Source organism: Janthinobacterium sp. RA13 (assembly GCF_000745325.1).
GTDB classification, from domain to species: Bacteria; Pseudomonadota; Gammaproteobacteria; order Burkholderiales; family Burkholderiaceae_D; genus Janthinobacterium; species Janthinobacterium rivuli.
Window position 1 is genome coordinate 3410507 of record NZ_JQNP01000001.1, and the last position, 22367, is coordinate 3432873.

The following is a 22367-nucleotide window of genomic DNA, read 5'->3' on the forward strand; positions in this document are numbered from 1 at the left end:
CGCGCTCACAGCTGGAACCTGCTGCTGCCGCTGCCGGCCGGCTGTTCGCCCGTGACCAGCAATTCACCTTCGCGCAAGCCTTGCAGCACTTCCGCGCTGAGGCGGTTGCGCACGCCGACGGTGACGGCGCGCGTATCGACCTTGCCGTCCACATCCATCACGCGGGCTGTGAACTGCCCCGGCTTGGCGCCTTCTTCCGTCGATGGTTTCAGGGCCGGCAAGGGCACGGCCAGCACATTGTTCGCCGCGGCCGTGACGAATACCACCTGCGCCGTCATCTGCGGCATCAGTTCGCCGTCGGCGTTATCCACGTCGAACAGCACTGTATACAAGATCACCTTGCTGGTCGACGGCGCCAGGGCCGTGCCGGCGGCGGAACCACCGGGCACCGGCGGGGCCGGCAGCACCTGGCGCACCTTGCCGCTCCAGCGCCGCTGGTCGCCGCCCAGGGTGGTGAAATACACGGGCATGTCCGGGCGCACGCGGCGCACGTCCGCTTCCGACACTTCCGTCCATACCGTCATGGCCGACAGGTCGGCGATGCGCAGGATGTTCGGCGTCTGGTACGTGGCGTTCAGGGTTTGCCCCTCTTTTGCATCCAGGCCCACCACCTTGCCGGCCATGGGCGCGTAGATGCGCGTGTAGCCGAGGCGCGCCTCGTCCGCCTTCAGGCTGGCCTGGGTCTGGGCTATCTGCGCCTTCAGGTGATCGATCTTGGCGCCGGCCGAGGCCAGCGTGGCTTCGGCCGTTTCCAGGTCGGCCAAGGGCGTGGAGTCGAACTTGGCCATCTGCTTCTGGCGGCCATGCTGCTGGCCCGCCAGGCGGTGCTGCGCCTGCTGGTCGGCCAGCTGCGCGCGCAAGCCCGCCAGCGCGGCGCGGCCCGCGTCGACCGTGGCTTGCTGCACGCTGGGGTCGATCTCGGCCAGCAACTGGCCTTTTTCCACGGCGCTGCCCGGCTGTACGTGCAAACGCGTGATCTGGCCCGACACCTGCGCGCCCACGTCGACATAGGTTTGCGGCTGCAGGGTGCCGATGGCCGTGACGCTGGCCTCAATGTTGCCGCGCTTGACGGGCGCCGTGTCGAACACGGTTTTCGGGCCGCGCGTGGCCCACAGTGCGCCGGCGCCGAACAGCGCCAGCAAGACCACGCCGCCCAGGATGCGGGCGCGGCGGGTAGGCAGGCGGGCCGCCATCAGGCAGCCACTTTCAATACATTCAACACATCAATCGGTGTCGCCAGGCGTGAAAAGTGCATCAGTCTATCCTTGAAAATGGCGGTAAACATCACCGCAGGAACGTCACAAGACCTGCCAGCGCGGCGACGGCTGCCAGCAGGGAACTACGAAACAGCAAGCGGGGCGCATACGGCAGCAGCAGGGCCACCAGCAGCGCGCCCGCCCCGATGAACCCCAGCCAGGCGACCACGCCGACGGTGGCGCTCCAGCCGGCCACGCAGGGCCAGATGGCCAGCGCCAGCAGGACGGTGCCGGCCAGCTGCAGCGCGCGCCGCACGTTTGGCGCCGCGTCCCTGCCCCAGACCTGGCCATGGTGACGGTCCATCGCCAGCGAGAGGCTGGCCATGCCCGCATACGACAGGCCCAGCGCGCACAGGATGGTATTGATCATGACTGTCCTTCCGTAGTGACGTGCAGGCTGGCCGTGGGCGCAGCGTTTTCCCTGGCCGCGGCCTTTTTCAGTGGTTTTTCCTTGCGCTTGTGGACTTTCCACGCGCCCCAGGCGGCCAGCAGACCGAAGGCCATGCTGCCCAGCTCCACGCCGGCGCTTTCCCAGTCGCCGCGCGCGATTTGCGCCGCCAGATTGTCGCCCGTGCTCAATACATTCAAGACGGGCAGCAGCAGGCACAGGGCGGCCAGCAAGCCCAGTTGCTCGATCCACGCGCGCTTTTCCGCGCGCAGGCAGGCGTGCACCAGCATCACAAACCACACGCCGAAGAAGGCCCGCAATTCCCAGCCGGCGCGGTGCTCGATGCCGACGGGGATCAAACGGTTGGCCCACAGGAAGCCCACGCAGGCGATGGACAGGCCGGCGATCGCCGCCACGTTCAGGCAGGCGATGACGCGGTACACGCGCTGTGTGTAGGCGCCGAACTCGCCGCCCGACTTCTGGCGACGCTTGACCATGAACAGGATCGCCCCCGTGCCCATCATGGCCGTACCGGCCAGGCCGCAGAAAAAGTACAGCCAGCGCATCGGCGTGCCGCCGAAGCCCACCATGTGCAGGTTCGACATGACGGAGCGCGTCAGGCCCGCGCCACCCGTATCCGACTCGCCGGGCAGGCGCAAGGCGACCTGTTCGCCCGTGGCCAGCGCATAGCAGGCCCGGCCCGTGTTGGCGCTGAGGCGTTCCATCGTGTCCGTCTCTTCATTCCAGCCGTACATGCACACGCGCATGGACGCGTCGTTCGGGTTGTCCAGCACCACGGCGCGGATTTCCTGGCCGATGGCCTGTTCGGCGCGCAGCGCGAACGATTCCAGCGCGGGAATGGCCAGCGGCTGGCCCGTTTTCACGGGTTTACCCACATCGTTCCAGTCGGCCAAAAAGGCTTTCTTGGCATTGTCCATGCCGTATTGCGCCACCACGGGGGCCGGCACATAGTCATCGCTGAAGAAGGCCAGGCCCGTGTAGGCGATCATGAACTGGAACGGCAAGGTCAGCACGGCCACCGCGTTGTGCGCGTCGAGCCACGAGCGCTGGCCCTTGGCCGGGCGGAAGGTGAAGAAATCCTTGAAGATGCGCTTGTGCGTGATGACGCCGCTCACCAGCGCCACCAGCATGATCATGGTGGTGATGGCGACGATCCATACGCCGATGCGTCCCGCGTGCAGCTCGTAGTGAAAATCGACGAAATGGTGGCCGCCGATGGTCTCGCGCGCATTTTCCTCGCGCGCATGTTCGATGACGGCGCCCGTCAGCGGATCGAGGTCCGCCGAGCCGTAGCCGCCGGCGGGCTGGAACCAATAGGCGGACAAGCCGTGGCCGGGACGCTGCACGGGCCAGATTTCCCACATGTCCGCCTTCGGATGTTCCTTGGCCATGAAGTCGAGCGCCAGTTCCAGGCGGTGCCCACGGTCCGTGACCTTCGGCAGCGGCGGATCGTTCGCATGCGCCGCCTCTTCGAGCGCGTGTTCGGGCGTCATCCAGTGGCCGATCGGGTCGTCGAAGACGGCCAGGGTGCCGGTCAGGAAAATGGCGAACAGCAGCCAGGAAATCCACAGGCCGCTCCACGTATGCAGCCAGGCCATGGCCTGGCGCAAGCCGCCCTGCTGCGGCGTTTTCACCACTTTATCTACCTTGACGGCGTTCATGCTGCACCTCGCGACAGCAGCAGGCCAAGGCCGCCGCATAGAATCGCCGGCAGCAGCATGCCCAGCCAGGCGCGGCGCAGATCCTGCACGGCAAAGACCCAGATCACGGCGCAGGTGTAGACGACGAAGGCGCTCAGGGTGGCCGTCAGCACGGCTTCGGCGCGCGACAGCGGCAGCACGGCGGCCAGCAGCACGGCCACGCCGGACGTCAGTGCATAGCCGCCAAAGACGGCGGCCAGCACGCGCGAGAACAACATCATGTGGGCCGATTTCATCATCGCGGCGCTCCCTGCGGCATACGCTGGCGCGCGCCATCGCGGGCCAGATTCAACTGCACTTCCATAAGCCATGCATCCTTCATCAAGATAGATCATTCAAAAGCGATTATTTACAGTGTGTAGTTCAAGGTCAGCATCAGGTTGCGCGGCGTGCCTACCAGGTTGCCTACCACATCGGAGTAGATGCTCTGGTAGTAGCGCCTGTCGAGCGCATTGTTCACGTTCAGGCGCAGCTCGGCGCGGCTGTCGATCTGCCACGCGGCGTTCAGACCCACGATCGCGTAGCGGCCCTGGCGCAGATGGTAGGCGCCTTCCTTCGACTCGGTCGCGCCCTGCCCGTACACCGAAGCGCCGATGCGCCAGCCCTGCGCAGCGCCGGACAGGCGGTAGCTGGTGGCCAGCTTGAGCTGCTGGCGCGGATAGCGGCTGTTGAAGTCCTTGCCGATATTGGCCGGATCGCTGTCGCGCGTAAATTGCGCCTTCACATACGTAAAACCGGCCGACAGCTGCCAGTCGGGCGTCAGCGCGCCCGCCACGTCCAGCTCCACGCCTTCGCTGCGCACTTCGCCCGACGCGCGCTGGCAATAGCCCCAGGTGCTGCCGGGGCAGGGATCCGGGCCGGCCAGGTCGTCCACGCCGCGGTTTTGCTGGCGGATCTGGAACACGGCCGCGCTGGCATTGAGGGCGCCGCCGAAGTATTCGCCCTTCACGCCCGCTTCATAGTTGGTGCCGCTGATCGGCTTCAATGGCTGCGCATGGGCGTCGGTGGCCGCTTGCGGCTGGAAGATTTCGGTCCAGCTGGCGTACACGGAATGCTGCTTGTCGAGGTCATACACGACGCCGGCGTACGGCGTGAATTCGCGCGCCACCGAGTAGCCGGCATCGTCCTTGTACCAGCTCACGCGCCCGCCCAGCACCAGCGACAGCGGCTCGGCCAGGCGCATGCGCGTGCCCGCATACACGCCGCTTTGCTCGGTGATGCTGGCCGTGCCCCACTGCGCGTAATTGATGACGGGGCGCGCCACGCCGCCCGCATCCCAGTGGTAGGGGTCGATCACCGGCGCGCTCGCTTGCCGGGTGTACGCCGCCCAGCCGCCATAGCTGTTTTTCGACGAACGGCGGTGGCTGGCGCCGACCGTCAGCTCATGCTCGCGGCCGAACAGGCTGTAGCTGCCGCTGGCATACGCGTCATAGCTGGTATTGGCCAGTTCGGCGCGGTAGCTTTGCGAATTGAAGCGCAGGGTGTCGCCGCGGCGGTTGATGCCGGAAAACGTCGTGTCGATCTCGGGCGTCTTGTGCGTGGCGGCCAGCTTGGCCTTCCAGCCATTGCCGAAGCGGTGTTCCAGTTCCGCGAAGATGGTTTTATCCGTCTGGCGCCAGCCATCGAAGTCGGTGCCCAGGTAAGTCGAGCGGGGCAAATTCAAGAAGCTGCCGTCGGCGGCCGTCACCACGCCCGTCGCGACGCCGTCGTTATCCGTCTTGCGGTAATGCGCGCCCACGGTCAAGGTGGTGTCGGGGCGCAGATCCGCCTCGATGATGCCGTACAGCTGGTGATTGCGGCCATGCAGCACGTCGACAAAATCCTTCTTGTCCTGCACCGTCGCGACGATGCGCCCGCGCAGGGTCTTCGCTTCGTTGAGCGCGTTGGCCGCATCGGCTTCCAGGCGGTAGTTGCTCCAGCTGCCCACGCTGGCCGAGAATGACGCTCGCGGCATGGCCGTCGGGCGCTTGCGCACCATGTTGATGGCCGCGCTGGGCGTGCCGCTGCCCGTCATCAAGCCCGTGGCGCCGCGCACCACCTCGATGCGGTCGTAGATGGCCAGATCGTCATTGTCGCCATTGAAGGTGCCGTTCGCGCCCAGGCTGGTAGGCAAGCCGTCGAACAGGATGTTCTCGACGGGGAAACCGCGCGCGCTGAAACTGCCCGAATCACCCGTAAAGTTGCCCTTTTGCATGACCAATCCCGTGATCGACTGTACCGCATCGTCCAGGGTCGTGATGCCCAGGTCATCGATCTGCTGGCGCGTCAGCACGCTGACCGACTGCGGCGTCTCGCGCAGCGACAGGTTCAGCTTGGTGGCCGTATTGCTCACGCCTGTCGTGTAGGAGCCGCTGCCTTCTGTTGTCGCATCGCGCCCTGCCGTGACGGACACGCCGAGCATGGTCTGTTCGGCAGCAGGGATGGCAGGCGTGGCCTGCTGCGCCAGCGCCGGCAGGCTGGCGGCCAGGCACAGGGCGGCAGCCGCTTGCGCCAGCGGACGCAATGCGCAGTGATGAGATGGCAAACTGACAAAATTCAAAGCGTGAAACATGCAAGTTCCTGATAGTAGTGGCGTCATCAGACGGTGAAAAACAGGCGCCCTACTCTGTAGGTGCCGCGAAAACGAAAAACGGGCAGTCCGGCTGCAAATATTTTTTGTGGGGTACTACGGCGCCGGTTCGACGCTGACCCAATACCGCGTGCGGCTGCGCACCTGCACCGGCAGCGAATTGGGCAGCATGTTCAGGATGCGCTGGGTGTCGGCCAGCGGGAACACGCCCGACAGGCGCAGCTGGGCCACCTCCGGCGCGCAATCGATCACGCCGGGGCGGTAGCGGGCCAGGTCGGCCAGGAAATCGCCGAGGGTCACGTCGTCGACGATCAGTTGCCCACGCGACCAGGCGTGCGCATACGCATCGATGGCGTGCGGCGCGTCTGGCGCCTGGCGGGAAAACGCCACGCCGTGGCCGGCCGCCAGCAGCAAGGGCGCGCCGCTGCCATCGCGGGGCAGGATTTCAACGGCGCTTTCCAACACGTCCACGGTGCTGTAGTCATCCTGCTGGCGAACGGCAAAGCGCGTGCCCAGCGCGCGCACCATGCCTTCGCGCGTGGCCACCACCAAAGGCGCGCCGCTGCCGGCGCCATGGCCGCTGGTGACGAGGATCTCGCCAGCCAGCAGCTCGATCAGGCGCCGGCTGGCGTCGAAACGCACGTTCACGGCCGAAGCCGTATTCAGACTGAGCACACTGCCATCGTCCAGCACCACCTCGCGCCGCTCGCCCGTGGCCGTGCGGTAGTCGGCGCGCAGGGCGCGCACGCCATCCCAGGCATCCGTCTGCGCGGCCAGCATGCCGCCGCCGGCCGCCACGCCCAGCCACGCCAGCAACTGGCGCCGCTTGCCGTTGACGGCTTGCTGCTGCGTGCCGGCCAGCGCCTGCGCGGCCGCACCGCGGTGCAAGCCGTTGAAGCGCTGCGATACGGCTTCGATATGCCGCCAGGCCCGTTCATGTTCAGGGTCGGCCTCGCGCCAGCGCTGCCATGCGGCGTGCTGCGCCGCGTCCATCTCGCCCGACATCAGCATGGTCAGCCACTCGGCCGCCTGCTGCTGCACATCCTCGCGGATGGCCGCCGGGGCCGCAGCATTCCCCACCGTGCTCATGCCGGCAGCGAGAAAAACACCTGGCGATTGGCGCGCGTCAGGTATTGCTTGACCGAGCTGGCCGACACGTTCAGGCGCGCGGCGATCTCGGCATAGCTGAGGCCCTCCAGTTGCGCCAGCAGGAACGCCGTGCGCACGGGCGCCGGCAAGCCGTCGAGGGCCTGGTCGATTTCCTGCAAGGCTTCCAGCGCCAGCAACCGTTCCTCGGGCGCGGGCGCCAGCTCGGGCGGCAAACAGGCCAACGCCTCCAGATACGCATCTTCCAGCACTTGCCGGCGGTGGCGGTGCGCCACCAGGCGGCGCGCGATGGTGGCCAGGAAAGGCCGCGCTTCGCGGATCTGCGGCGCGGCATCGGCCGTCAGCACGCTGATGAAGGTATCTTGCGCCAGGTCCGCCGCGTCGCCTGCATTGCCCAGCTTATGCCGCAGCCAGCCCTGCAGCCAGCCGTGATGGCTGCTGTAGAGCGCGTGCAGGTCTTGTTGCTGTGCAAAATCGGCGGCCGACATGGCATCCCTTTCCGCCCGGGCGTGCGGCGCCCGAGAATGTAAATAAGAATTATTCTCATTCTAACCGCGTTCCTGCCATTCATGCAATCGCGGCATTGCCAGAAATACCAAGTAATTCAAAAGCAGGCCAACCGCCAGGCGGCGCAGCGCGGGACCGCCAGCCACCCGCGATGGGGTAAAATGGCGCCCATCGTCCGGCTTGCGCCGCCCACCCCCAAGCTTTTCATTGCAGGTTCATCATGCTAGATAATCTCACCCAACGGCTTGCCAAAGTCGTCAAGACCATGCGCGGCGAGGCGCGCCTGACCGAAGCGAACACCGCCGACATGCTGCGCGAAGTGCGCCTGGCGCTGCTCGAAGCCGACGTCGCCCTGCCCGCCGTGCGCGAATTCATCGCCAAAGTCAAAGAAAAAGCCATGGGCGAGGATGTCATTTCCTCGCTCACGCCAGGCCAGGCCCTGGTGGGCGTGGTGCAGCGCGAGCTGGCCGCCCTGATGGGCGCCGACCTGGGACCGGAAGCGTCGCAGATCAGCTTTGCGCAGCAGCCGCCCGCCATCATCCTGATGGCCGGTTTGCAGGGTGTGGGTAAAACCACCACCGTCGGCAAGCTGGCGAAGTATCTGAAGGAAGAAAAGAAGAAGAAAGTGCTGACCGTCTCGGCCGACGTGTATCGCCCAGCCGCGATCGCCCAGCTGCAATCGGTCACCGCCCAGGTAGGCGCCGACTTCTTCCCGTCCACCAGCACGGACAAGCCGGTCGATATCGCCCTGGCCGCGCTGGACTGGGCGAAAAAGCATTACCACGACGTGCTGATCATCGATACGGCGGGCCGTCTCGGTATCGACGAAGAGATGATGCGCGAAATCGCCGCCGTCCACGGCGCCGTGAAACCGATCGAAACCCTGTTTGTCGTCGACGCCATGCTGGGCCAGGACGCCATCAACACGGCCAAGGCCTTCAATGATGCGCTGCCGCTGACCGGTATCGTGCTGACCAAGCTTGACGGTGACGCGCGCGGCGGTGCGGCCCTGTCCGTGCGCCACATCACGGGCAAACCGATCAAGTTTGCCGGCGTCTCGGAAAAACTCGACGGCCTGGAAGCGTTCGACCCGACCCGCATGGCCAACCGCATCCTGGGCATGGGCGACATCCTCGCCCTGGTGGAAGAAGCGCGCAAGGGCGTCGACAGCAAGGCGGCGGCCGACCTGGCGCAAAAAATCAAGGTCGGCGGCAAGTTCGACATGAACGACTTCAAGGCGCAACTGGGCCAGATGAAGAAAATGGGCGGCATGGCCAACCTGATGGACAAGCTGCCGGCCCAGTTCCAGCAGGCGGCAGGCGGCAAGAACATGGATCAAGCCGACAAGCAGGTGCGCCGCATGTGCGGCATCATCGATTCGATGACGCCGCAGGAACGCGCCAAGCCTGAACTGATCAAGGCCACGCGCAAGCGCCGCATCGCCGCCGGCGCCGGCGTGCAGGTGCAGGAAGTGAACCGCATGCTGACGCAATTCGAGCAAATGCAGACGATGATGAAGAAATTGTCGGGCGGCGGCATGATGAAGATGATGCGCAGTATGAAAGGCATGATGCCGGGAATGAGGTAAGGAGTCAGAATCCCCGCTCACGGGGATTCTGATCGCCTTCGAGATGCCGCGGCATCTTCGTTTGAAACCCTAAAAACACCGTTCTAAATAATGCCGGATTGCATTTTCATGTGTCCGGCATCACTCTTCCCTCCCCCGGCAGCGCCCCTTCCCGCATAGCCAGCAACCATGCCATTTACGGGCAAAAACGCCGTTCTGCGCTCCCAAGCGGTGCGCCCGGGCGACAGCATTGCCATTTCCCTGCTTTTTCCTCGTGAAAACGTGAAAAACACTTGCATACAAGGTAAATCCACACCAATATTAGCCGTGCGATTAATTGCGCAATTTCCCATGTGTTTGTTAAGGAGGCTCGAAGATGGCAACAGCCAAAAAAACCCCAGTAGCAGCGCCAGCCAAAGCAGCAGCAGCCAAGCCTGCAGCCGCCAAGAAAGCAGCACCCGCAGCCAAAGCAGCAGCTAAACCAGCAGCGGCGAAGAAAGCGGCAGCACCGGCAACACCACGCAAGCCAAACGCAGCATTCATGAAAGCAATGACGCCATCGAAAGAGCTGGCCGCCGTTGTTGGCGCAGCACCACTGCCGCGCACGGAAGTGACCAAAAAGGTATGGGATTACATCAAAAAACTCGATCTGCAAGATCCGGCCAACCGCCGCATGATCAATGCGGACGACAAGCTGAAAGCAGTTTTCGGCGGCAAAGCCCAAGTCTCCATGTTTGAAATGACCAAACTGATCTCCGATCATTTGAAATAATCAGATACGCACAGGGCGTCTACGCCGTGTGAGTGCCCCGCCGCATCCGCGAGCGGGGCATTTTTTTTGGGGTCAGACCCTGTCGGGTCTGACCCCGGCCGTTGCGGGGTTTAAAAAACATGAAACCCGGCAAATACTGGGGTCGGACGGGGACGCCGAGTCCCGCAGGGTCCGACCCCAACCCATCACCCGGCCGGCTTGAATTCCCACTGCCGCCACGCCGCCCTGACCGCATTCGGATACTCGGCCCTGCCCCGGCTGCCGTTATACCGCCCCAGCGCCAGATACAAATCCCCTCGTTCCATATCCAGGTACATGCGCAAGATCGCGCAGCCGTAGCGCAGATTCGTCTGCATGTGAAACAGCTTGCTGCGGTCATGGTCGCCGATGACACCCGTCCAGAACGGCATCACCTGCATGTAGCCGCGCGCGCCGGCCAGCGAGACGGCATATTTGCGGTAGGCCGATTCCACCTGGATCAGGCCCAGCACGAGGGCCGGTTCCAGGCCCGCGCGGCGCGCTTCATACCAGACGGTTTCCAGAAATTCCGTGCGCAGCTGGGCGTCCGGCAGCTTGCGCTGCAGGCGCGACGACATCTGCGCCAGCCATTGCTGGTAGCGCTGCAAGTCGGCGGGCGTGGCAAATTTGGGCTGCGGCGGGCGTTCGTCGCGGATCGCGTGCGACAGGGCCAGACGGACGGAGTCGGCCAGCGCCTCCTCCTTCTGGTTGCCGGCCTGCGCCGGAGAGACGCAGGCCAGGCCGGCGGCCAGCGCGAGCGCGCCAGCCGTCTTGCTTACAGATAAACGCTTCACTGCGCCATTTTGCCCTGGATGAAGGCGACGATCTCGTCCGGTGCCACGCCGGAAGCTTCCGTATCGCGGCGGCCCTGGTATTCCAGCTTGCCTTCTTTCAGGCCGCGCTCGCCGATGACGATGCGGTGCGGCACGCCAATCAGTTCCCAGTCGGCGAACATGGCGCCAGGGCGCAAGCCGCGGTCGTCGACGATGACGTCCACGCCAGCGCCTTGCAGGGCCGCGTACAGCTTCTCCGTCTCTTCCTTGACCAGTTCGCTGCGGTCCATGCCCATCGGGCACAGCACGACCTCGAATGGCGCGATCGATGCTGGCCAGATGATGCCCTTGTCGTCGAAGTTCTGTTCGATGGCGGCGCCCAGGATGCGCGTCACGCCGATGCCGTAGCAACCCATCTGCAGCGGCGCAGGCTTGCCGTTTTCGTCGAGGAAGGTGGCTTTCATGCTTTCCGAGTACGCCGTACCCAGCTGGAACACGTGGCCCACTTCGATGCCGCGCTCGATGGCGAGTGCGCCCTGGCCGTCCGGCGAAGCGTCGCCGGCGACGACATTGCGCAAATCAGCCACGATGGCAGGCTCGGCCACGTCACGGCCCCAGTTGGCGCCCGTGTAGTGGAAACCGGCCTCATTCGCGCCGCAGACGAAGTCGCTCATGTGGGCGACCGTGCGGTCCGCCACCACGGTGACGGGGGCTTGCGTGCCGATCGGGCCCAGGTAGCCAGGAATCGTGCCGTAGACTTCCAGGATTTCCGCTTCCGTCGAGAAACGGTGACCGGCCAGGCCGGCAACCTTGCCCACCTTGATCTCGTTCAATTCATGGTCGCCGCGCAGCAGCAGCATGAAGTGCTGTTTCGTGACTTTCTCGTCCTTGCCCGTCGTTTCCACCGTCAGGGCGATGGTTTTCACGGTGCGCGACAGTTCCAGGCCTAGCAAGGCGGCCACGGTTTCGCACTTGACGGTGTCCGGCGTGGCCGTTTTCGTCAGTGCCTGGGCGGCGGCTGGGCGCTCACCGGCTGGCGGCAGCGCTTCGGCCGCTTCCATGTTGGCGGCGTAATCGGAGGTCGGGCAGTACACGAGCGCGTCTTCACCCGTGTGGGCGATGACGTGAAATTCATGCGAACCGGAACCGCCGATGGCGCCGTTGTCGGCTGCCACGGCGCGGAATTTCAGGCCAAAGCGCGTGAAGATGCGCGTGTAGGCGTCAAACATGACCTTGTACGACGCTTGCATGCCGGCCAGGTCGCGGTCGAACGAGTAGGCGTCCTTCATCGTGAATTCGCGGCCGCGCATCAGGCCGAAGCGTGGGCGGCGCTCGTCGCGGAACTTGGTCTGGATGTGATAAAAATTCAACGGCAGCTGGCGGTAGGACTTGATTTCCGTGCGCACGACGTCGGTGATGACTTCTTCCGACGTCGGCTGGATCGCGTATTCGCGGCCGTGGCGGTCTTTCACGCGCATCAGTTCGTCGCCCATCTTGGTCCAGCGGCCCGTCTCTTGCCACAGTTCGGCTGGCTGCACGAGCGGCATCAGCAGTTCGATACCGGCGGCTTTGTTCATCTCGTCACGGATGATGGCTTCCACCTTGCGGATCACGCGCAAGCCCATCGGCATGTAGGTATAGATGCCGGAACCGAGGCGTTTGATCATGCCTGCACGCATCATCAATTGGTGGCTGACGATTTCCGCGTCAGAAGGTGCATCTTTAAGTGTGGAAATAAAAAAACGGGAGGCGCGCATAACGGTGAATTCTTTTTAAAAAGAGAGGGTTATAATCAACCTAATTTTAAAGGATTAGCTGGCTGATGCGTCCATACTTTACACAAATGCGCTCAATTGGTGCGATTCCGGCGCTTTTCGCACCCCGAAAAGGTCACCGGCTTGCGAAGTTGTGGGTAATTATGTAAAAAAAGACGCACTGTCGCAGAAAGTTTGAGGTGCATTATGCTCGACCGTGAAGGGTTTCGGCCCAACGTCGGCATCATCCTGCTAAACGCCCAGAACGAGGTGTGGTGGGGCAAGCGGGTGCGCGAGCACTCATGGCAGTTTCCGCAAGGCGGTATCAAATATGGCGAAACACCGGAACAAGCCATGTTTCGCGAACTTGAAGAGGAAATCGGACTCAGACAGGAACACGTCAAAATTGTCGGCCGCACCCGCGACTGGCTGCGCTATGAAGTGCCAGACCACTTCATCAAGCGCGAGATTCGCGGCCATTACCGTGGCCAGAAGCAGATTTGGTTTCTGCTGAGAATGTGCGCGCGCGATAACGACGTCAATCTGCGCCTGACCGACCATCCCGAGTTCGACGCCTGGCGCTGGCATGAATACTGGGTCCCGCTCGATGTCGTCATTGAATTTAAACGCGATGTTTACCAGCGCGCCTTGCAGGAGCTGTCCCGCTTCCTGACCTGGCCCGTGCATGGCAACGCACAGCAAGCGCACCGCCACACGTCGCGCTACCTGCGCCAGCCCCATGCGCCACGGGCGCAGGATGGCACGGCACTGGCCAAGCCTTGCGACGGCATCGCCGCCGAAGGGTGTACGCCGGAGCTGATTCTGCCAGGCAAGGAGTAGTCCGCCGCACCATGAACGCACTCTCCCACGCAAAAGGGGCAGCCTGAACAGGCTGCCCCTTTTTTCATGTCGGCAGGAAACTCCCCTGCCGCTCAGGCTGACTTAGTTTGCCGCAGGCGCCGGTGCTGGCGCTGGTGCCACATCCAGGGTGATCGCTTTCAAGCCCAGGATATTGCTGCTGTAATGGCGGATCTTGTTGGCCAGGGCCGGATCGTTGTTCAGCTTTTGGCCATACGACGGCACCATTTCCACCATCTTGGCTTGCCACTCCGGGGTGGCCAGACGGCTCTTGAATGCCGTTTGCAGCACCTTGATCATGATCGGCGGCGCGGTCGAAGCGCCTGGCGATGCGCCCAGCAGGGCAACGATGCTGCCATCGGCGGCGCCGACGACTTCTGTGCCGAACTGCAGCAAGCCGCCTTTGACAGGGTCATCCTTGACGATCTGCACGCGCTGGCCGGCGTTTTGCAAGGTCCAGTCTTCCATCTTGGCGTTCGGCAAGTACTCGCGCAGGGTGTTCAAACGGTCTTCCGGCGAGTTCATGACCTGTTCCACCAGGTATTTCGTCAGCGGAATATTGTCGTAACCGGCTTGCAGCATCGGTTTCACATTGCCCGTGCCGATCGAGGCAGGCAAGTCGATCCACGAACCGTTTTTCAGGAACTTGGTCGAGAAGGTGGCAAACGGGCCAAACAGCAGGGCTTTCTTGCCGTCGATGATGCGCGTATCGAGATGCGGTACGGACATCGGCGGCGAACCGACGGACGCCTTGCCGTAGACCTTGGCCGCATGCGCCGCCACCAGTTCCGGATTCGTGGTCACCAGCCATTGGCCGCCGACCGGCACGCCGCCGTAGCCCTTGGCTTCAGGAATGCCCGATTTTTCCAGCAGCGGCAGCGAACCGCCGCCGGCGCCGATGAAGACGAACTTGGCGCGCATGGTCTTTTCCTTGCCTGCGGCCAGGTCTTTCACCGTGACGTTCCACACGCCATCGGCGCCGCGCTGGATGTCTTCCACCTGGTGGCGCAGGTGCAGGACCATGCCGTGGCTGTCCGTCAGGTATTTCACGAGACCGCGCGTGAGGTTGCCGAAATTGACGTCGGTACCGATTTCCATGCGCGTCGCGGCCACTTTCTGGCCCTTGTCGCGGCCTTGCATGACGAGCGGCGCCCATTGTTCGATCTGCGCCTGGTCTTCCGAGAACAGCATGCCCTTGAACAAGTTTTCCTTTTGCAGCGCAGCATAGCGCTTCTTCAAAAAGGCAATATTGTCGTCGCCCCATACAAAGGCCATGTGCGGCACGTTGTTGATGAAGGTCTGCGGCGCGCCCAGGTGCTTGTTAGCGACCTGATAAGCCCAGAATTGCTTGGAAATTTCGAATTGCTCGTTGATGGCAACGGCTTTCTTGGTCTCGATGCTGCCATCGGCCGCTTCCGGCGTGTAGTTCAGCTCGGCGAATGCCGAGTGGCCCGTGCCCGCATTGTTCATCGCGTCCGAACTTTCGGCGGCCACGGAATCGAGGCGCTCGACCATTTCCATCGTCAGCGACGGGTCGAGTTCCTTGAGCATGCTGCCCAGGGTGGCGCTCATGGTGCCGGCGCCGATCAACAGCACGTCGACCGGTTTTTCGGACGAGGCCGGAGGGGTCTTGTTACATGCCGCCAGGATCAGGCACGACATCAAAAGTAATAGCGATTTACGCATACGTAACTCCGTTTATGAATACTGAAGGATGATTCTTGCGCGCCACCGTGGCGGCACCATCGCTGTATGGAATGCAAACAGCCAGCCAGCCGGAACGCCAGGGCGGCCGGACAGGTCAAGGTCGATGGTGATAGGCATGCTGCCGCGCTCCGGGATATACCTGGAGCAATATCTGGTGGCAAAGGTGCGGGCAATGAAAACAGGGGAATGGCAATAAAATCGCCGTCATGTCCAGTGCAAATATCAAGAGCGGCGATTTTATCACCGTTATTTGGCGCCGCCGGGCCGTGGCGGTAGTGGATAATACTTACTGCAGGGTATTAAATTGAGGTGACTATCGGGTCACGAAAGCGGACGCCAGACGGCAAAAAGGGCATCCTCGATGCCCTTTATTTATGTACGCGGTACAATGCCGGCTGCCCTTTAGCCACAGTCCTTCAGCCATGTTCAACCCTTCTTCCGACGATGTGCGCCGCTTCTTTTGCGACACCTTGCGCAAGCACCGCGCCCATGACATCCTCACGCCGATGGAAGCCATCGCACTCGACTGGATCCTCGAACATCCCGAGTATGAAAACGAGCTATCCGACGTCGAAGCGGCGCTGGCGCGCGATTACTCCGTCGAAGGCGGACAAGCCAATCCTTTCCTGCACCTGTCCATGCATCTGTCGATCACGGAACAAGTGCAGGTGGACCAGCCGCGCGGTATCCGCCCGGCCGTCCAGCAGCTGACCCAGCGCCTCGATTCGGCCCATGCAGCCCAGCACGAAGTGATGGAATGCCTGGGCCAGATGATCTGGGCTTCGCAGCGCTCGGGATTGCCGCCGGATACTGAAGCCTACATCGACTGCGTCCGCAGGCGTTAACCGGGCTGCACCGCCTGCGGCTGCAGTACAGGCGCTTTCGGCGCCTTGCCCATCAACCCCAGCACCACCTGCAGCGCCATGGCCACCGCGCCGACGATGAAGACCACGTCGCCGAAGGTGCGTATCCAGCGCAGGTTCTGCAACAGCGGCTGCTGCATGAATGCCTCGCTGCGCGCATACCACAGGCCTTCCGTCACGCTGGCGTGGAACTGGATGATGCCAATCGGCAGCAAGCTGGTAAAGATCATCAGCACCAGTCCCGCATTCAAGCCCCAGAACGCCGTCTTCATCAAGGCAGGGCTGAAACGGTAGTCGGGACGCAGATAGCGCAGCACCAGCAAGGTAAAGCCCAGCGCCAGGAAGCCGTACACGCCGAACAGCGCCGCATGCGCATGCACGGGGGTCGTGTTCAGGCCCTGGATATAGTACAAGGCCACGGGCGGGTTGATCATGAAGCCCAGCACGCCGGCGCCCAGCATGTTCCAGAAGGCGACGGCGACAAAGCACATCATGGGCCAGCGCAACTGCTCCATCCACGGCGCGCGCTCCTTCAAGCGCCAGTTTTCCCACGCTTCATGCCCCAGCACGATCAGCGGCACCACTTCCAGCGCGCTGAAGCTCGCGCCGATGGCCATCACGGGCGTGGTGGTGCCGGCGAAGTACAGGTGGTGGAAAGTGCCGGGTATCCCGCCCAGCATGAACAGCGAGGCCGACGCCAGGCTGGCCGTCGTGGCCATGCGCACCGACACCAGGCCCAGAGTCGAGAAGATGAAGGCCAGCGCAGTCGTGGCGAACACTTCAAAGAAGCCTTCCACCCACAGGTGTACGACCCACCAGCGCCAGTATTCCATCACCGACAGGTGCGTGCGTTCGCCGTAGAACAGGCCGGCGCCGTAAAACAGGCCGATGGCGCCGACGGATGCGGTCAGGAGCGCCAGCAGGTTCTTGTCGCCACCCGGCTGGCGCAGGGCCGGCACGACGCCGCGCAGCATCAGCACGAGCCACAGCAGGATGCCGATATATTTACCGATCTGCCACAAGCGTCCCAGGTCCACATATTCATAACCCTGGTGCCCCAGCCAGAAATTCCACTCGGGTGGCATCACTTGCGCGATGGCCAGGTAGTTGCCGATGAACGAACCGACGACGACCGCGACGAGGGCCCAGAACAGCACGTCGACACCCAGGCGCTGCCACTTGGGATCCTTGCCGCCATTGATCAGGGGCGCGAGGAACAGGCCGGCGGCCAGGAAGCCCGTGGCGATCCAGAACAGCGCGGCCTGGATATGCCAGGTGCGCGTGAGCGCATACGGGAACCAGCGCGACACGTCGACGCCGTAGAACTGCTGCCCTTCCACCGTGTAGTGCGCCGTAAAGCCGCCGATGAAGACCTGGAAGGTAAACAGCGCCACCACCAGGAACAGATATTTTCCCAGTCCACGCTGCGAAGGCGTCAGCGCGAACGTGGTGAGCGGATCGCGCGGGCCGGCGGCCGGCAGCGCTTCATCGTGGTCGCGCAAGAAAGCCCAGCCCCAGACGAGGAAGCCCACGCCGGCCAGCAGCACCACCACGCTGGCAACGGACCAGACGAGGTTTTCGCCGCTGGGCTGGTTGCCGATCAGCGGTTCATGCGGCCAGTTGTTCGTGTAGGTTACTTTCTGGCCAGGACGCTCGGTGGCGGCGGCCCACGCCGTCCAGAAGAAGAACTGCGTCATCTGCGCGCGCCGCTCGGCGCTGGGCAGGGTGTTTTCCTTCATGGCGAAATGCTCGCGGCTGGCGTGCAGCGCCGGCGCGTCGGAGAATAGCTGGTCGTAGTAGTGCGCCGTGTTGGCGATCGCTTGCACGCGGCGCGGCGACAGGCGCAGCACTTGCGCATCATCGGTGCGGTTGCCGCGGTATTCGAGCTTGAGCGCTTCGCGTAGCGCCGCCTGCGCGGGGCCGTCGAGCGCCGCGTACGCCTTGCCATGCTGTTCTTGCGCGGCCAGTTCCAGCCAGGCCGTCAATTCGCGGTGCAGCCAGTCGGCCGTCCAGTCGGGCGCCTGGTAGGCGCCGTGGCCCCAGATGGAACCGAGCTGCATGCCGCCCACCGATTGCCAGGCCGTCTGGCCATCGAGGATGCCCTCGCGGTCGAACAGCTGCCGGCCATCCTGCGCCAGCACTTGCGCGGGAATGGGCGGCGCCTGCCGGTAGACTTCCGTGCCGTAGTAGCCGAGCAGCGAAAACGTCACGATCAGCACACCGATCAGGGTGAACCAGAGTTTTTTGTAGGGACCCATGGGTCTTTCCTTTGTCAGTGCACCACGGCCGGCGCAAAGCGCTCGAACAGGATATTGTTTTCGGTATGGATGTGCGCCATCAGGTCTGCACGGAAGGTGCGCAAGCCCGTGTACAGCGCGCGCCAGGTGGTGCAGGCGCCGGCCGGCGCGGTGATATCGTTCGTCATTGCCTCCATGGCGCGCAAGGCCACGCCATGGTCGTCATGCTCCATGCGCATCACGTTGATCGGTGCGCCGGCCCGGGGCCCCTGGCCGCGCACGATCATCGGAAACAGCACGTCTTCTTCCTTGCGCATGTGGCTTTCCAGCTCCTGCGCCATGGCCGACAGGTGTTCCGCCAACCCGTGCGGACAGTCGGCGCGGTCGCCATGCACCTGCTCGACCTTGCGTGCCAGGCGTATCAGCTCGGGCAGCTGCTCGCGGTGCACGGCGTGGTAGCGCGCCAGGATGTGCTCCACCAGTTCGGTGGCCGAGGCCTCCTGCCAGTCAAGCTCGCCGCTGGCGTCAGTCCGTCCTGCCAGCAGTTTCAGTTCCTCGACGATGGGCGCCGTGTCCACGCCGGCCGCTTCGGCCGCCGCGCGCAATGTCTTGTTGCCGCCGCAGCAGAAATCCAGGCGGTGCGCATCGAACAGGCGCGTGGCGCCGGGGATGCGGCGGGCCAGCTGGCCCAGGGATTGTTCGATCAGTTCCATAGATACTCCTTGATGATGAATGTGGTGGTGTTATTGAACGGCGCCCGCGTGGTAGACGCCGGGCACGGCTTCGCCAGTCACTTCCAGCACGCCCACGGCGCCCTTGCCTGCGCGCGACAGCGCATGGTCGACCAGCAGATAGCTGCCAGGGTGCTGTACCTTGAGTTCGACGATGGTCGCGCCGCCCGGCGCCACGAGCGTCGTTTGCACGTCGTGTTTCGGGCTGCTGATCGAGCCTTCGCTGTACACCTTGTCGAAGATCTCGCCGATGATGTGGAACGATGAAATCTTGTTCGGGCCGCCGACGCCGAAATAGATGCGCACCGTCTCGCCGACTTTCGCCTGCAGTTTGTGCGTCTTGCTCAGGGCGCCCACTTCGCCATTGAAGACGTAGTAGTCGGGCAGCTCATTCGCCATTTTTTCCAGGTTCGGCTCCTGGTGCACGGGGGCGCCGTGCGGACGGCCCGTGTACATCTCGCCCTGCATCACGTAGTACTCGCGGTCGACTTTCGACAGGCCGCCTTCCGGTTCGACCAGGATCATGCCGTACATGCCGGCCGCGATATGCTGCGGCACCAGCGGCGTGGCGCAGTGGTACACGAACAGGCCCGGATTGAGCGCCTTGAAGGTGACGGTTTTTTCCTGCCCCGGCGCCACCTGCGTGTGCTGTCCGCCGCCATGGCCGCCCGTCACCGCATGCAGGTCGATCGAGTGGATCATCTTGCTGTCCTTGGCGTTGAACAGGGTCAGTTCCACCGTGTCACCCACCTTCGCGCGCAGCATGGGGCCGGGCACCTGGCGATTGAAAGTCCAGTACGTAAAACTGGTACCGTCATCGAGCTTGCCCGGCAACTCCACCGTCTCCATCCGGTATTTCAGGGTTTGCGGCGCGCGCGCGCCGATGGCGGACGGTACGGAGGCCGGATTGGCCGCCACGTTGACGGCCGAAGGATCGGGACCGCGCATCGGCGACGGTGCGGGCGTGTACAGGGCCAGCGCGGCGGCCTGGCTCGATTCGCTGGCAGCCTTCGGTGCCGCCGTCTCGGCCAGCGAGGTGCCGCTTACTTCCAGCTTGCCTTCCATGCCGATCTGGCGGTGGCCGGGAATCGAGCAGTAATAGGTGAACGTGCCGGCGCGCGTGACCTTGAAGCGCACGGTGGTGCTGCCGCTGTTGGCGCTGAACTTGGCGGATGCCACGTTCAGTTCCGGGATCAGCAGATCGTGCTCGGCGCCTTCACCGCTTTTCAGCACCAGTTCCACCGTGTCGCCCACCTTGGCCGCCAGCACGGGGTTGACCTGGCCCTTGGCGTCGATGAACACCATCTTGCCATCGACGATATTGGTTTGCAGTTCATAGCGCTTGAGCGTTGCAGCTACAGGTTTGGCGGCGGTGGCGGCAGCGCTGGCCGGGAGGCTCGCCTGGGCTTGCACGGACAGGGGCATGGCCAGTACGCAGACGGCGGCGGCGATGGCGCGGAGGGAGGGAGTCGTTTTCATCAAGCTTTCCTTGGTCTTGTATGCCGGTTCGGCACCCTTACCTAGGCAATCCGTGTGCCAGGAAAAACTTGTTTTAAATCAACGATTTGAAAAATGCAGGGTCGGTATGACCCTCTTTGGACGTGGTCCGTTGTACCCTGCATGGTACTTATGACCACCACCGCCATCCACCTGCTGTTACTGACCGACCTGGTCGCCGACCTGCCCGTGGCCGTGCGCCTGCAGCGCCTCGTCGGCAGCCTGCGCGCGCACTTCGGCTGCGAGGCCGTGGCCTTGCTCAAACTCGATGGCGAGCATTTACGCCCCGTGGCGATGGCCGGCCTGGCCAGCGACGCGCTGGGACGCCGCTTTGCCGTCGCCGACCATCCGCGCCTGGCCGCCATCCTGCAGCGGCGCGGCGTGCTGTGCTTCCATCACGACAGCTCGCTGCCCGATCCCTACGATGGCCTGATCGCCGAGCGTGCCGGCGAACCGCTGCCCGTGCACGACTGCATGGGCATGGCGCTGGACCTGGAAGGCGAACGCTGGGGCGTGATCACGCTCGACGCGCTGCAGGTCGGCACTTTCGATACGCAGGCGCAGCGCGACCTGGGCGAACTGGCCTGCGCCATCGAGGCGGCAGTGCGCGTGACGCGCCTGGAGACGGAAATCCGCGCCCTGCGCCTGTCGGGCGGCGCCATGCTGGCCGATGCGCAGGCGCCGCGCGAGGAACACGATTTCGTGGGACAAAGCAGCGCCATCACGCATTTGCTGCACGAATTGCAGGTGGTGGCCGATTCCGAACTGCCCGTGCTGCTGCTGGGGGAAACGGGCGTGGGCAAGGAGCTGTGCGCGCACCGCCTGCACCGCCTGTCGCGCCGCGCGGGCAAGCCCCTGATCCACGTCAATTGCGCGGCCTTGCCCGAGTCCCTGGCCGAAAGCGAATTGTTCGGCCATGTGCGCGGCGCGTTTTCCGGCGCCGTCAGCGACCGGCCCGGGCGCTTCGAGGCGGCCGAAGGGGGTACCCTGTTTCTCGATGAAGTGGGGGAATTGCCATTGTCGATACAGGCCAAGCTGCTGCGCACCTTGCAAAATGGCGAAATCCAGCGCCTGGGCGCGGACCGGCCGCGCCGGGTCAACGTGCGCGTGATCGCCGCCACCAACCGCAGCCTGCGCGAACATGTGCGCGACGGCTCGTTCCGCGCCGACCTGTATCACCGTTTATCCGTGTATCCCGTGCCGATTCCGCCGCTGCGCGAGCGGGGCAATGACGTGCTGCTGCTGGCCGGGGGATTCCTGGAACTGAACCGCGCGCGCCTGGGCTTGCGCAGCCTGCGCCTGTCCGCCGCGGCGGAAAACGCCTTGTGCCATTACCGCTGGCCGGGCAACGTGCGCGAATTGGAACATGTGATCAGCCGGGCCGCGCTGAAAGCCGTGATCCGCGGCGCGGACCGCAAAGAGATAGTAACGCTGGAAACGGATATGCTCGACCTCGATGCGCTGGAAGCGCCGGCCGGCACGGACGCGCTACCGCTGGCGCCAGCGTGCGGCACGCCGGCGGCATCTCCGCTATCGATGCATCAGATCGTGGAAGCGAGCCAGCGCCAGGCCATCCGGCAAGCGCTGGTGCTGCATCAGGATAACTGGGCCGCCGCCGCGCGGCAATTGGGACTCGACGCCAGCAACCTGCACAAGCTGGCGCGCCGGGTGGGGCTGAAAGCCTGAGCCGGCGATACCGCTCAGCGGTGAGTCACCAGGCTGCTCGGCAAGCTGTGCAGATACGCGGCCAGGTCCTTGATGTCCTGGTTGCTCAGCGGTTTTACCTGGCCCGTCATGATGGCGTTGTTGCGGCCGTTGGCCTTGTCGCCCCGTTTATACGCGGTCAGCGCGTGTTCCAGGTAATCCTTGTGCTGGCCCGCCAGTTTCGGGTACGACGGGTCGATGGGTGAGCCGTAATCCTTGCCGTGGCAGGTGGCGCAGCTGTATTTTTCGGCCAGGGCTTTACCGGTATTGATATTGCCTGCGGCGCTGGCGCCAAACGAGACGGTGGCACAAACGAGGGCGGCGAGTAATTTTTTCAT

The 22367-nt window shown here is 63.9% G+C and carries 19 protein-coding genes; 5 read left to right on the forward strand and 14 right to left on the reverse strand.

Annotated features, from left to right (window positions below; translation table 11 throughout):
• Window positions 1–5: 5 nt before the first annotated feature.
• The 7 genes from FG13_RS15170 to FG13_RS15200 form a co-directional block, all read right to left on the reverse strand.
• Window positions 6–1193: an efflux RND transporter periplasmic adaptor subunit gene (locus FG13_RS15170; RefSeq protein ID WP_051959104.1), complete on the reverse strand. Its 1188-nt coding sequence runs from the start codon at window positions 1191–1193 to the stop codon at window positions 6–8.
• A gap of 91 nt (window positions 1194–1284) precedes the next feature.
• Window positions 1285–1626 carry a DUF3325 domain-containing protein gene (locus FG13_RS15175; protein WP_035822157.1) on the reverse strand — a complete coding sequence of 114 codons (342 nt, stop codon included), beginning with the start codon at window positions 1624–1626 and terminating at the stop codon, window positions 1285–1287.
• On the reverse strand, window positions 1623–3326 hold the full coding sequence (locus FG13_RS15180; protein WP_035822160.1) for a PepSY-associated TM helix domain-containing protein: 1704 nt from the start codon (window positions 3324–3326) through the stop codon (window positions 1623–1625). The genes FG13_RS15175 and FG13_RS15180 overlap by 4 nt, the downstream gene beginning before the upstream one ends.
• Complete coding sequence (locus FG13_RS15185; protein ID WP_152598776.1) at window positions 3323–3604, reverse strand: hypothetical protein; 282 nt, start codon at window positions 3602–3604, stop codon at window positions 3323–3325. Before FG13_RS15185 ends, FG13_RS15180 begins: the two co-directional genes overlap by 4 nt.
• 110 nt (window positions 3605–3714) lie before the next feature.
• Window positions 3715–5916 (reverse strand): TonB-dependent siderophore receptor, encoded by a 2202-nt coding sequence (locus FG13_RS15190; RefSeq protein ID WP_161784181.1) that lies wholly within the window; start codon window positions 5914–5916, stop codon window positions 3715–3717.
• Between the two features lie 114 nt (window positions 5917–6030).
• Window positions 6031–7023: a FecR domain-containing protein gene (locus tag FG13_RS15195; protein ID WP_051959109.1), complete on the reverse strand. Its 993-nt coding sequence runs from the start codon at window positions 7021–7023 to the stop codon at window positions 6031–6033.
• Window positions 7020–7529 (reverse strand): sigma-70 family RNA polymerase sigma factor, encoded by a 510-nt coding sequence (locus FG13_RS15200; RefSeq protein WP_035822162.1) that lies wholly within the window; start codon window positions 7527–7529, stop codon window positions 7020–7022. Before FG13_RS15200 ends, FG13_RS15195 begins: the two co-directional genes overlap by 4 nt.
• A gap of 239 nt (window positions 7530–7768) precedes the next feature.
• Here FG13_RS15200 and ffh point away from each other — a divergent pair, with 239 nt between their 5' ends.
• Window positions 7769–9136: a signal recognition particle protein gene (ffh, locus tag FG13_RS15205; RefSeq protein WP_034746567.1), complete on the forward strand. Its 1368-nt coding sequence runs from the start codon at window positions 7769–7771 to the stop codon at window positions 9134–9136.
• A gap of 355 nt (window positions 9137–9491) precedes the next feature.
• On the forward strand, window positions 9492–9887 hold the full coding sequence (locus FG13_RS29510; protein ID WP_071653383.1) for an SWIB/MDM2 domain-containing protein: 396 nt from the start codon (window positions 9492–9494) through the stop codon (window positions 9885–9887).
• Between the two features lie 185 nt (window positions 9888–10072).
• Here FG13_RS29510 and FG13_RS15215 read toward each other — a convergent pair whose 3' ends face one another.
• Together FG13_RS15215 and FG13_RS15220 are read right to left on the reverse strand one after the other, a co-directional pair.
• Window positions 10073–10699 carry a lytic transglycosylase domain-containing protein gene (locus FG13_RS15215; protein WP_035822165.1) on the reverse strand — a complete coding sequence of 209 codons (627 nt, stop codon included), beginning with the start codon at window positions 10697–10699 and terminating at the stop codon, window positions 10073–10075.
• Window positions 10696–12435 carry a proline--tRNA ligase gene (locus FG13_RS15220; RefSeq protein ID WP_035822167.1) on the reverse strand — a complete coding sequence of 580 codons (1740 nt, stop codon included), beginning with the start codon at window positions 12433–12435 and terminating at the stop codon, window positions 10696–10698. The genes FG13_RS15215 and FG13_RS15220 overlap by 4 nt, the downstream gene beginning before the upstream one ends.
• A gap of 204 nt (window positions 12436–12639) precedes the next feature.
• Between FG13_RS15220 and FG13_RS15225 the strand changes: the two genes are divergently transcribed.
• Window positions 12640–13272, forward strand: coding sequence for an RNA pyrophosphohydrolase (locus FG13_RS15225; RefSeq protein ID WP_034780273.1), 633 nt, complete (start codon window positions 12640–12642; stop codon window positions 13270–13272).
• 102 nt (window positions 13273–13374) lie between these two features.
• On the opposite strand, the gene mqo is transcribed toward FG13_RS15225, so the two are convergent.
• Complete coding sequence (mqo, locus tag FG13_RS15230) at window positions 13375–14976, reverse strand: malate dehydrogenase (quinone) (RefSeq protein ID WP_035822170.1); 1602 nt, start codon at window positions 14974–14976, stop codon at window positions 13375–13377.
• A gap of 443 nt (window positions 14977–15419) precedes the next feature.
• Here mqo and FG13_RS15235 point away from each other — a divergent pair, with 443 nt between their 5' ends.
• Window positions 15420–15842 carry a DUF1841 family protein gene (locus FG13_RS15235; protein ID WP_035822173.1) on the forward strand — a complete coding sequence of 141 codons (423 nt, stop codon included), beginning with the start codon at window positions 15420–15422 and terminating at the stop codon, window positions 15840–15842.
• On the opposite strand, the gene FG13_RS15240 is transcribed toward FG13_RS15235, so the two are convergent.
• Genes FG13_RS15240 through nirK form a run of 3 tightly spaced genes read right to left on the reverse strand, consistent with a single transcriptional unit; the run spans window position 15839 to window position 20307 of the window.
• Window positions 15839–18118, reverse strand: coding sequence for a nitric-oxide reductase large subunit (locus tag FG13_RS15240; protein ID WP_035822175.1), 2280 nt, complete (start codon window positions 18116–18118; stop codon window positions 15839–15841). The two genes, FG13_RS15235 and FG13_RS15240, sit on opposite strands and share 4 nt — an antisense overlap.
• Window positions 18119–18132: 14 nt before the next feature.
• Window positions 18133–18810 (reverse strand): iron-sulfur cluster repair protein YtfE, encoded by a 678-nt coding sequence (ytfE, locus tag FG13_RS15245; protein WP_035822177.1) that lies wholly within the window; start codon window positions 18808–18810, stop codon window positions 18133–18135.
• 30 nt (window positions 18811–18840) lie between these two features.
• Entirely contained in the window at window positions 18841–20307 is a 1467-nt protein-coding gene (nirK, locus tag FG13_RS15250; protein ID WP_035822179.1) for a copper-containing nitrite reductase, read from the reverse strand.
• Window positions 20308–20457: 150 nt separating this feature from the next.
• On the opposite strand from nirK, the gene norR reads away from it, so the two are divergent.
• On the forward strand, window positions 20458–22011 hold the full coding sequence (gene norR / locus FG13_RS15255) for a nitric oxide reductase transcriptional regulator NorR (protein ID WP_035822181.1): 1554 nt from the start codon (window positions 20458–20460) through the stop codon (window positions 22009–22011).
• Between the two features lie 14 nt (window positions 22012–22025).
• Here the strand turns inward: norR and FG13_RS15260 are convergent, their stop codons facing one another.
• On the reverse strand, window positions 22026–22367 hold the full coding sequence (locus FG13_RS15260) for a c-type cytochrome (RefSeq protein ID WP_035822183.1): 342 nt from the start codon (window positions 22365–22367) through the stop codon (window positions 22026–22028).

Coding starts and splice junctions, on each gene's coding strand:
- FG13_RS15240 (WP_035822175.1), bottom strand. CDS start 18,118: ATGGGTCCCTACAAAAAACTCTGGTTCACCCTGATCGGTGTGCTGATC.
- FG13_RS15185 (WP_152598776.1), bottom strand. CDS start 3,604: ATGATGAAATCGGCCCACATGATGTTGTTCTCGCGCGTGCTGGCCGCC.
- ytfE (WP_035822177.1), bottom strand. CDS start 18,810: ATGGAACTGATCGAACAATCCCTGGGCCAGCTGGCCCGCCGCATCCCC.
- FG13_RS29510 (WP_071653383.1), top strand. CDS start 9,492: ATGGCAACAGCCAAAAAAACCCCAGTAGCAGCGCCAGCCAAAGCAGCA.
- FG13_RS15235 (WP_035822173.1), top strand. CDS start 15,420: ATGTTCAACCCTTCTTCCGACGATGTGCGCCGCTTCTTTTGCGACACC.
- FG13_RS15175 (WP_035822157.1), bottom strand. CDS start 1,626: ATGATCAATACCATCCTGTGCGCGCTGGGCCTGTCGTATGCGGGCATG.
- FG13_RS15200 (WP_035822162.1), bottom strand. CDS start 7,529: ATGTCGGCCGCCGATTTTGCACAGCAACAAGACCTGCACGCGCTCTAC.
- FG13_RS15225 (WP_034780273.1), top strand. CDS start 12,640: ATGCTCGACCGTGAAGGGTTTCGGCCCAACGTCGGCATCATCCTGCTA.
- FG13_RS15260 (WP_035822183.1), bottom strand. CDS start 22,367: ATGAAAAAATTACTCGCCGCCCTCGTTTGTGCCACCGTCTCGTTTGGC.
- FG13_RS15180 (WP_035822160.1), bottom strand. CDS start 3,326: ATGAACGCCGTCAAGGTAGATAAAGTGGTGAAAACGCCGCAGCAGGGC.
- norR (WP_035822181.1), top strand. CDS start 20,458: ATGACCACCACCGCCATCCACCTGCTGTTACTGACCGACCTGGTCGCC.
- FG13_RS15170 (WP_051959104.1), bottom strand. CDS start 1,193: ATGGCGGCCCGCCTGCCTACCCGCCGCGCCCGCATCCTGGGCGGCGTG.
- FG13_RS15190 (WP_161784181.1), bottom strand. CDS start 5,916: ATGTTTCACGCTTTGAATTTTGTCAGTTTGCCATCTCATCACTGCGCA.
- ffh (WP_034746567.1), top strand. CDS start 7,769: ATGCTAGATAATCTCACCCAACGGCTTGCCAAAGTCGTCAAGACCATG.
- FG13_RS15195 (WP_051959109.1), bottom strand. CDS start 7,023: ATGAGCACGGTGGGGAATGCTGCGGCCCCGGCGGCCATCCGCGAGGAT.
- nirK (WP_035822179.1), bottom strand. CDS start 20,307: ATGAAAACGACTCCCTCCCTCCGCGCCATCGCCGCCGCCGTCTGCGTA.
- mqo (WP_035822170.1), bottom strand. CDS start 14,976: ATGCGTAAATCGCTATTACTTTTGATGTCGTGCCTGATCCTGGCGGCA.
- FG13_RS15220 (WP_035822167.1), bottom strand. CDS start 12,435: ATGCGCGCCTCCCGTTTTTTTATTTCCACACTTAAAGATGCACCTTCT.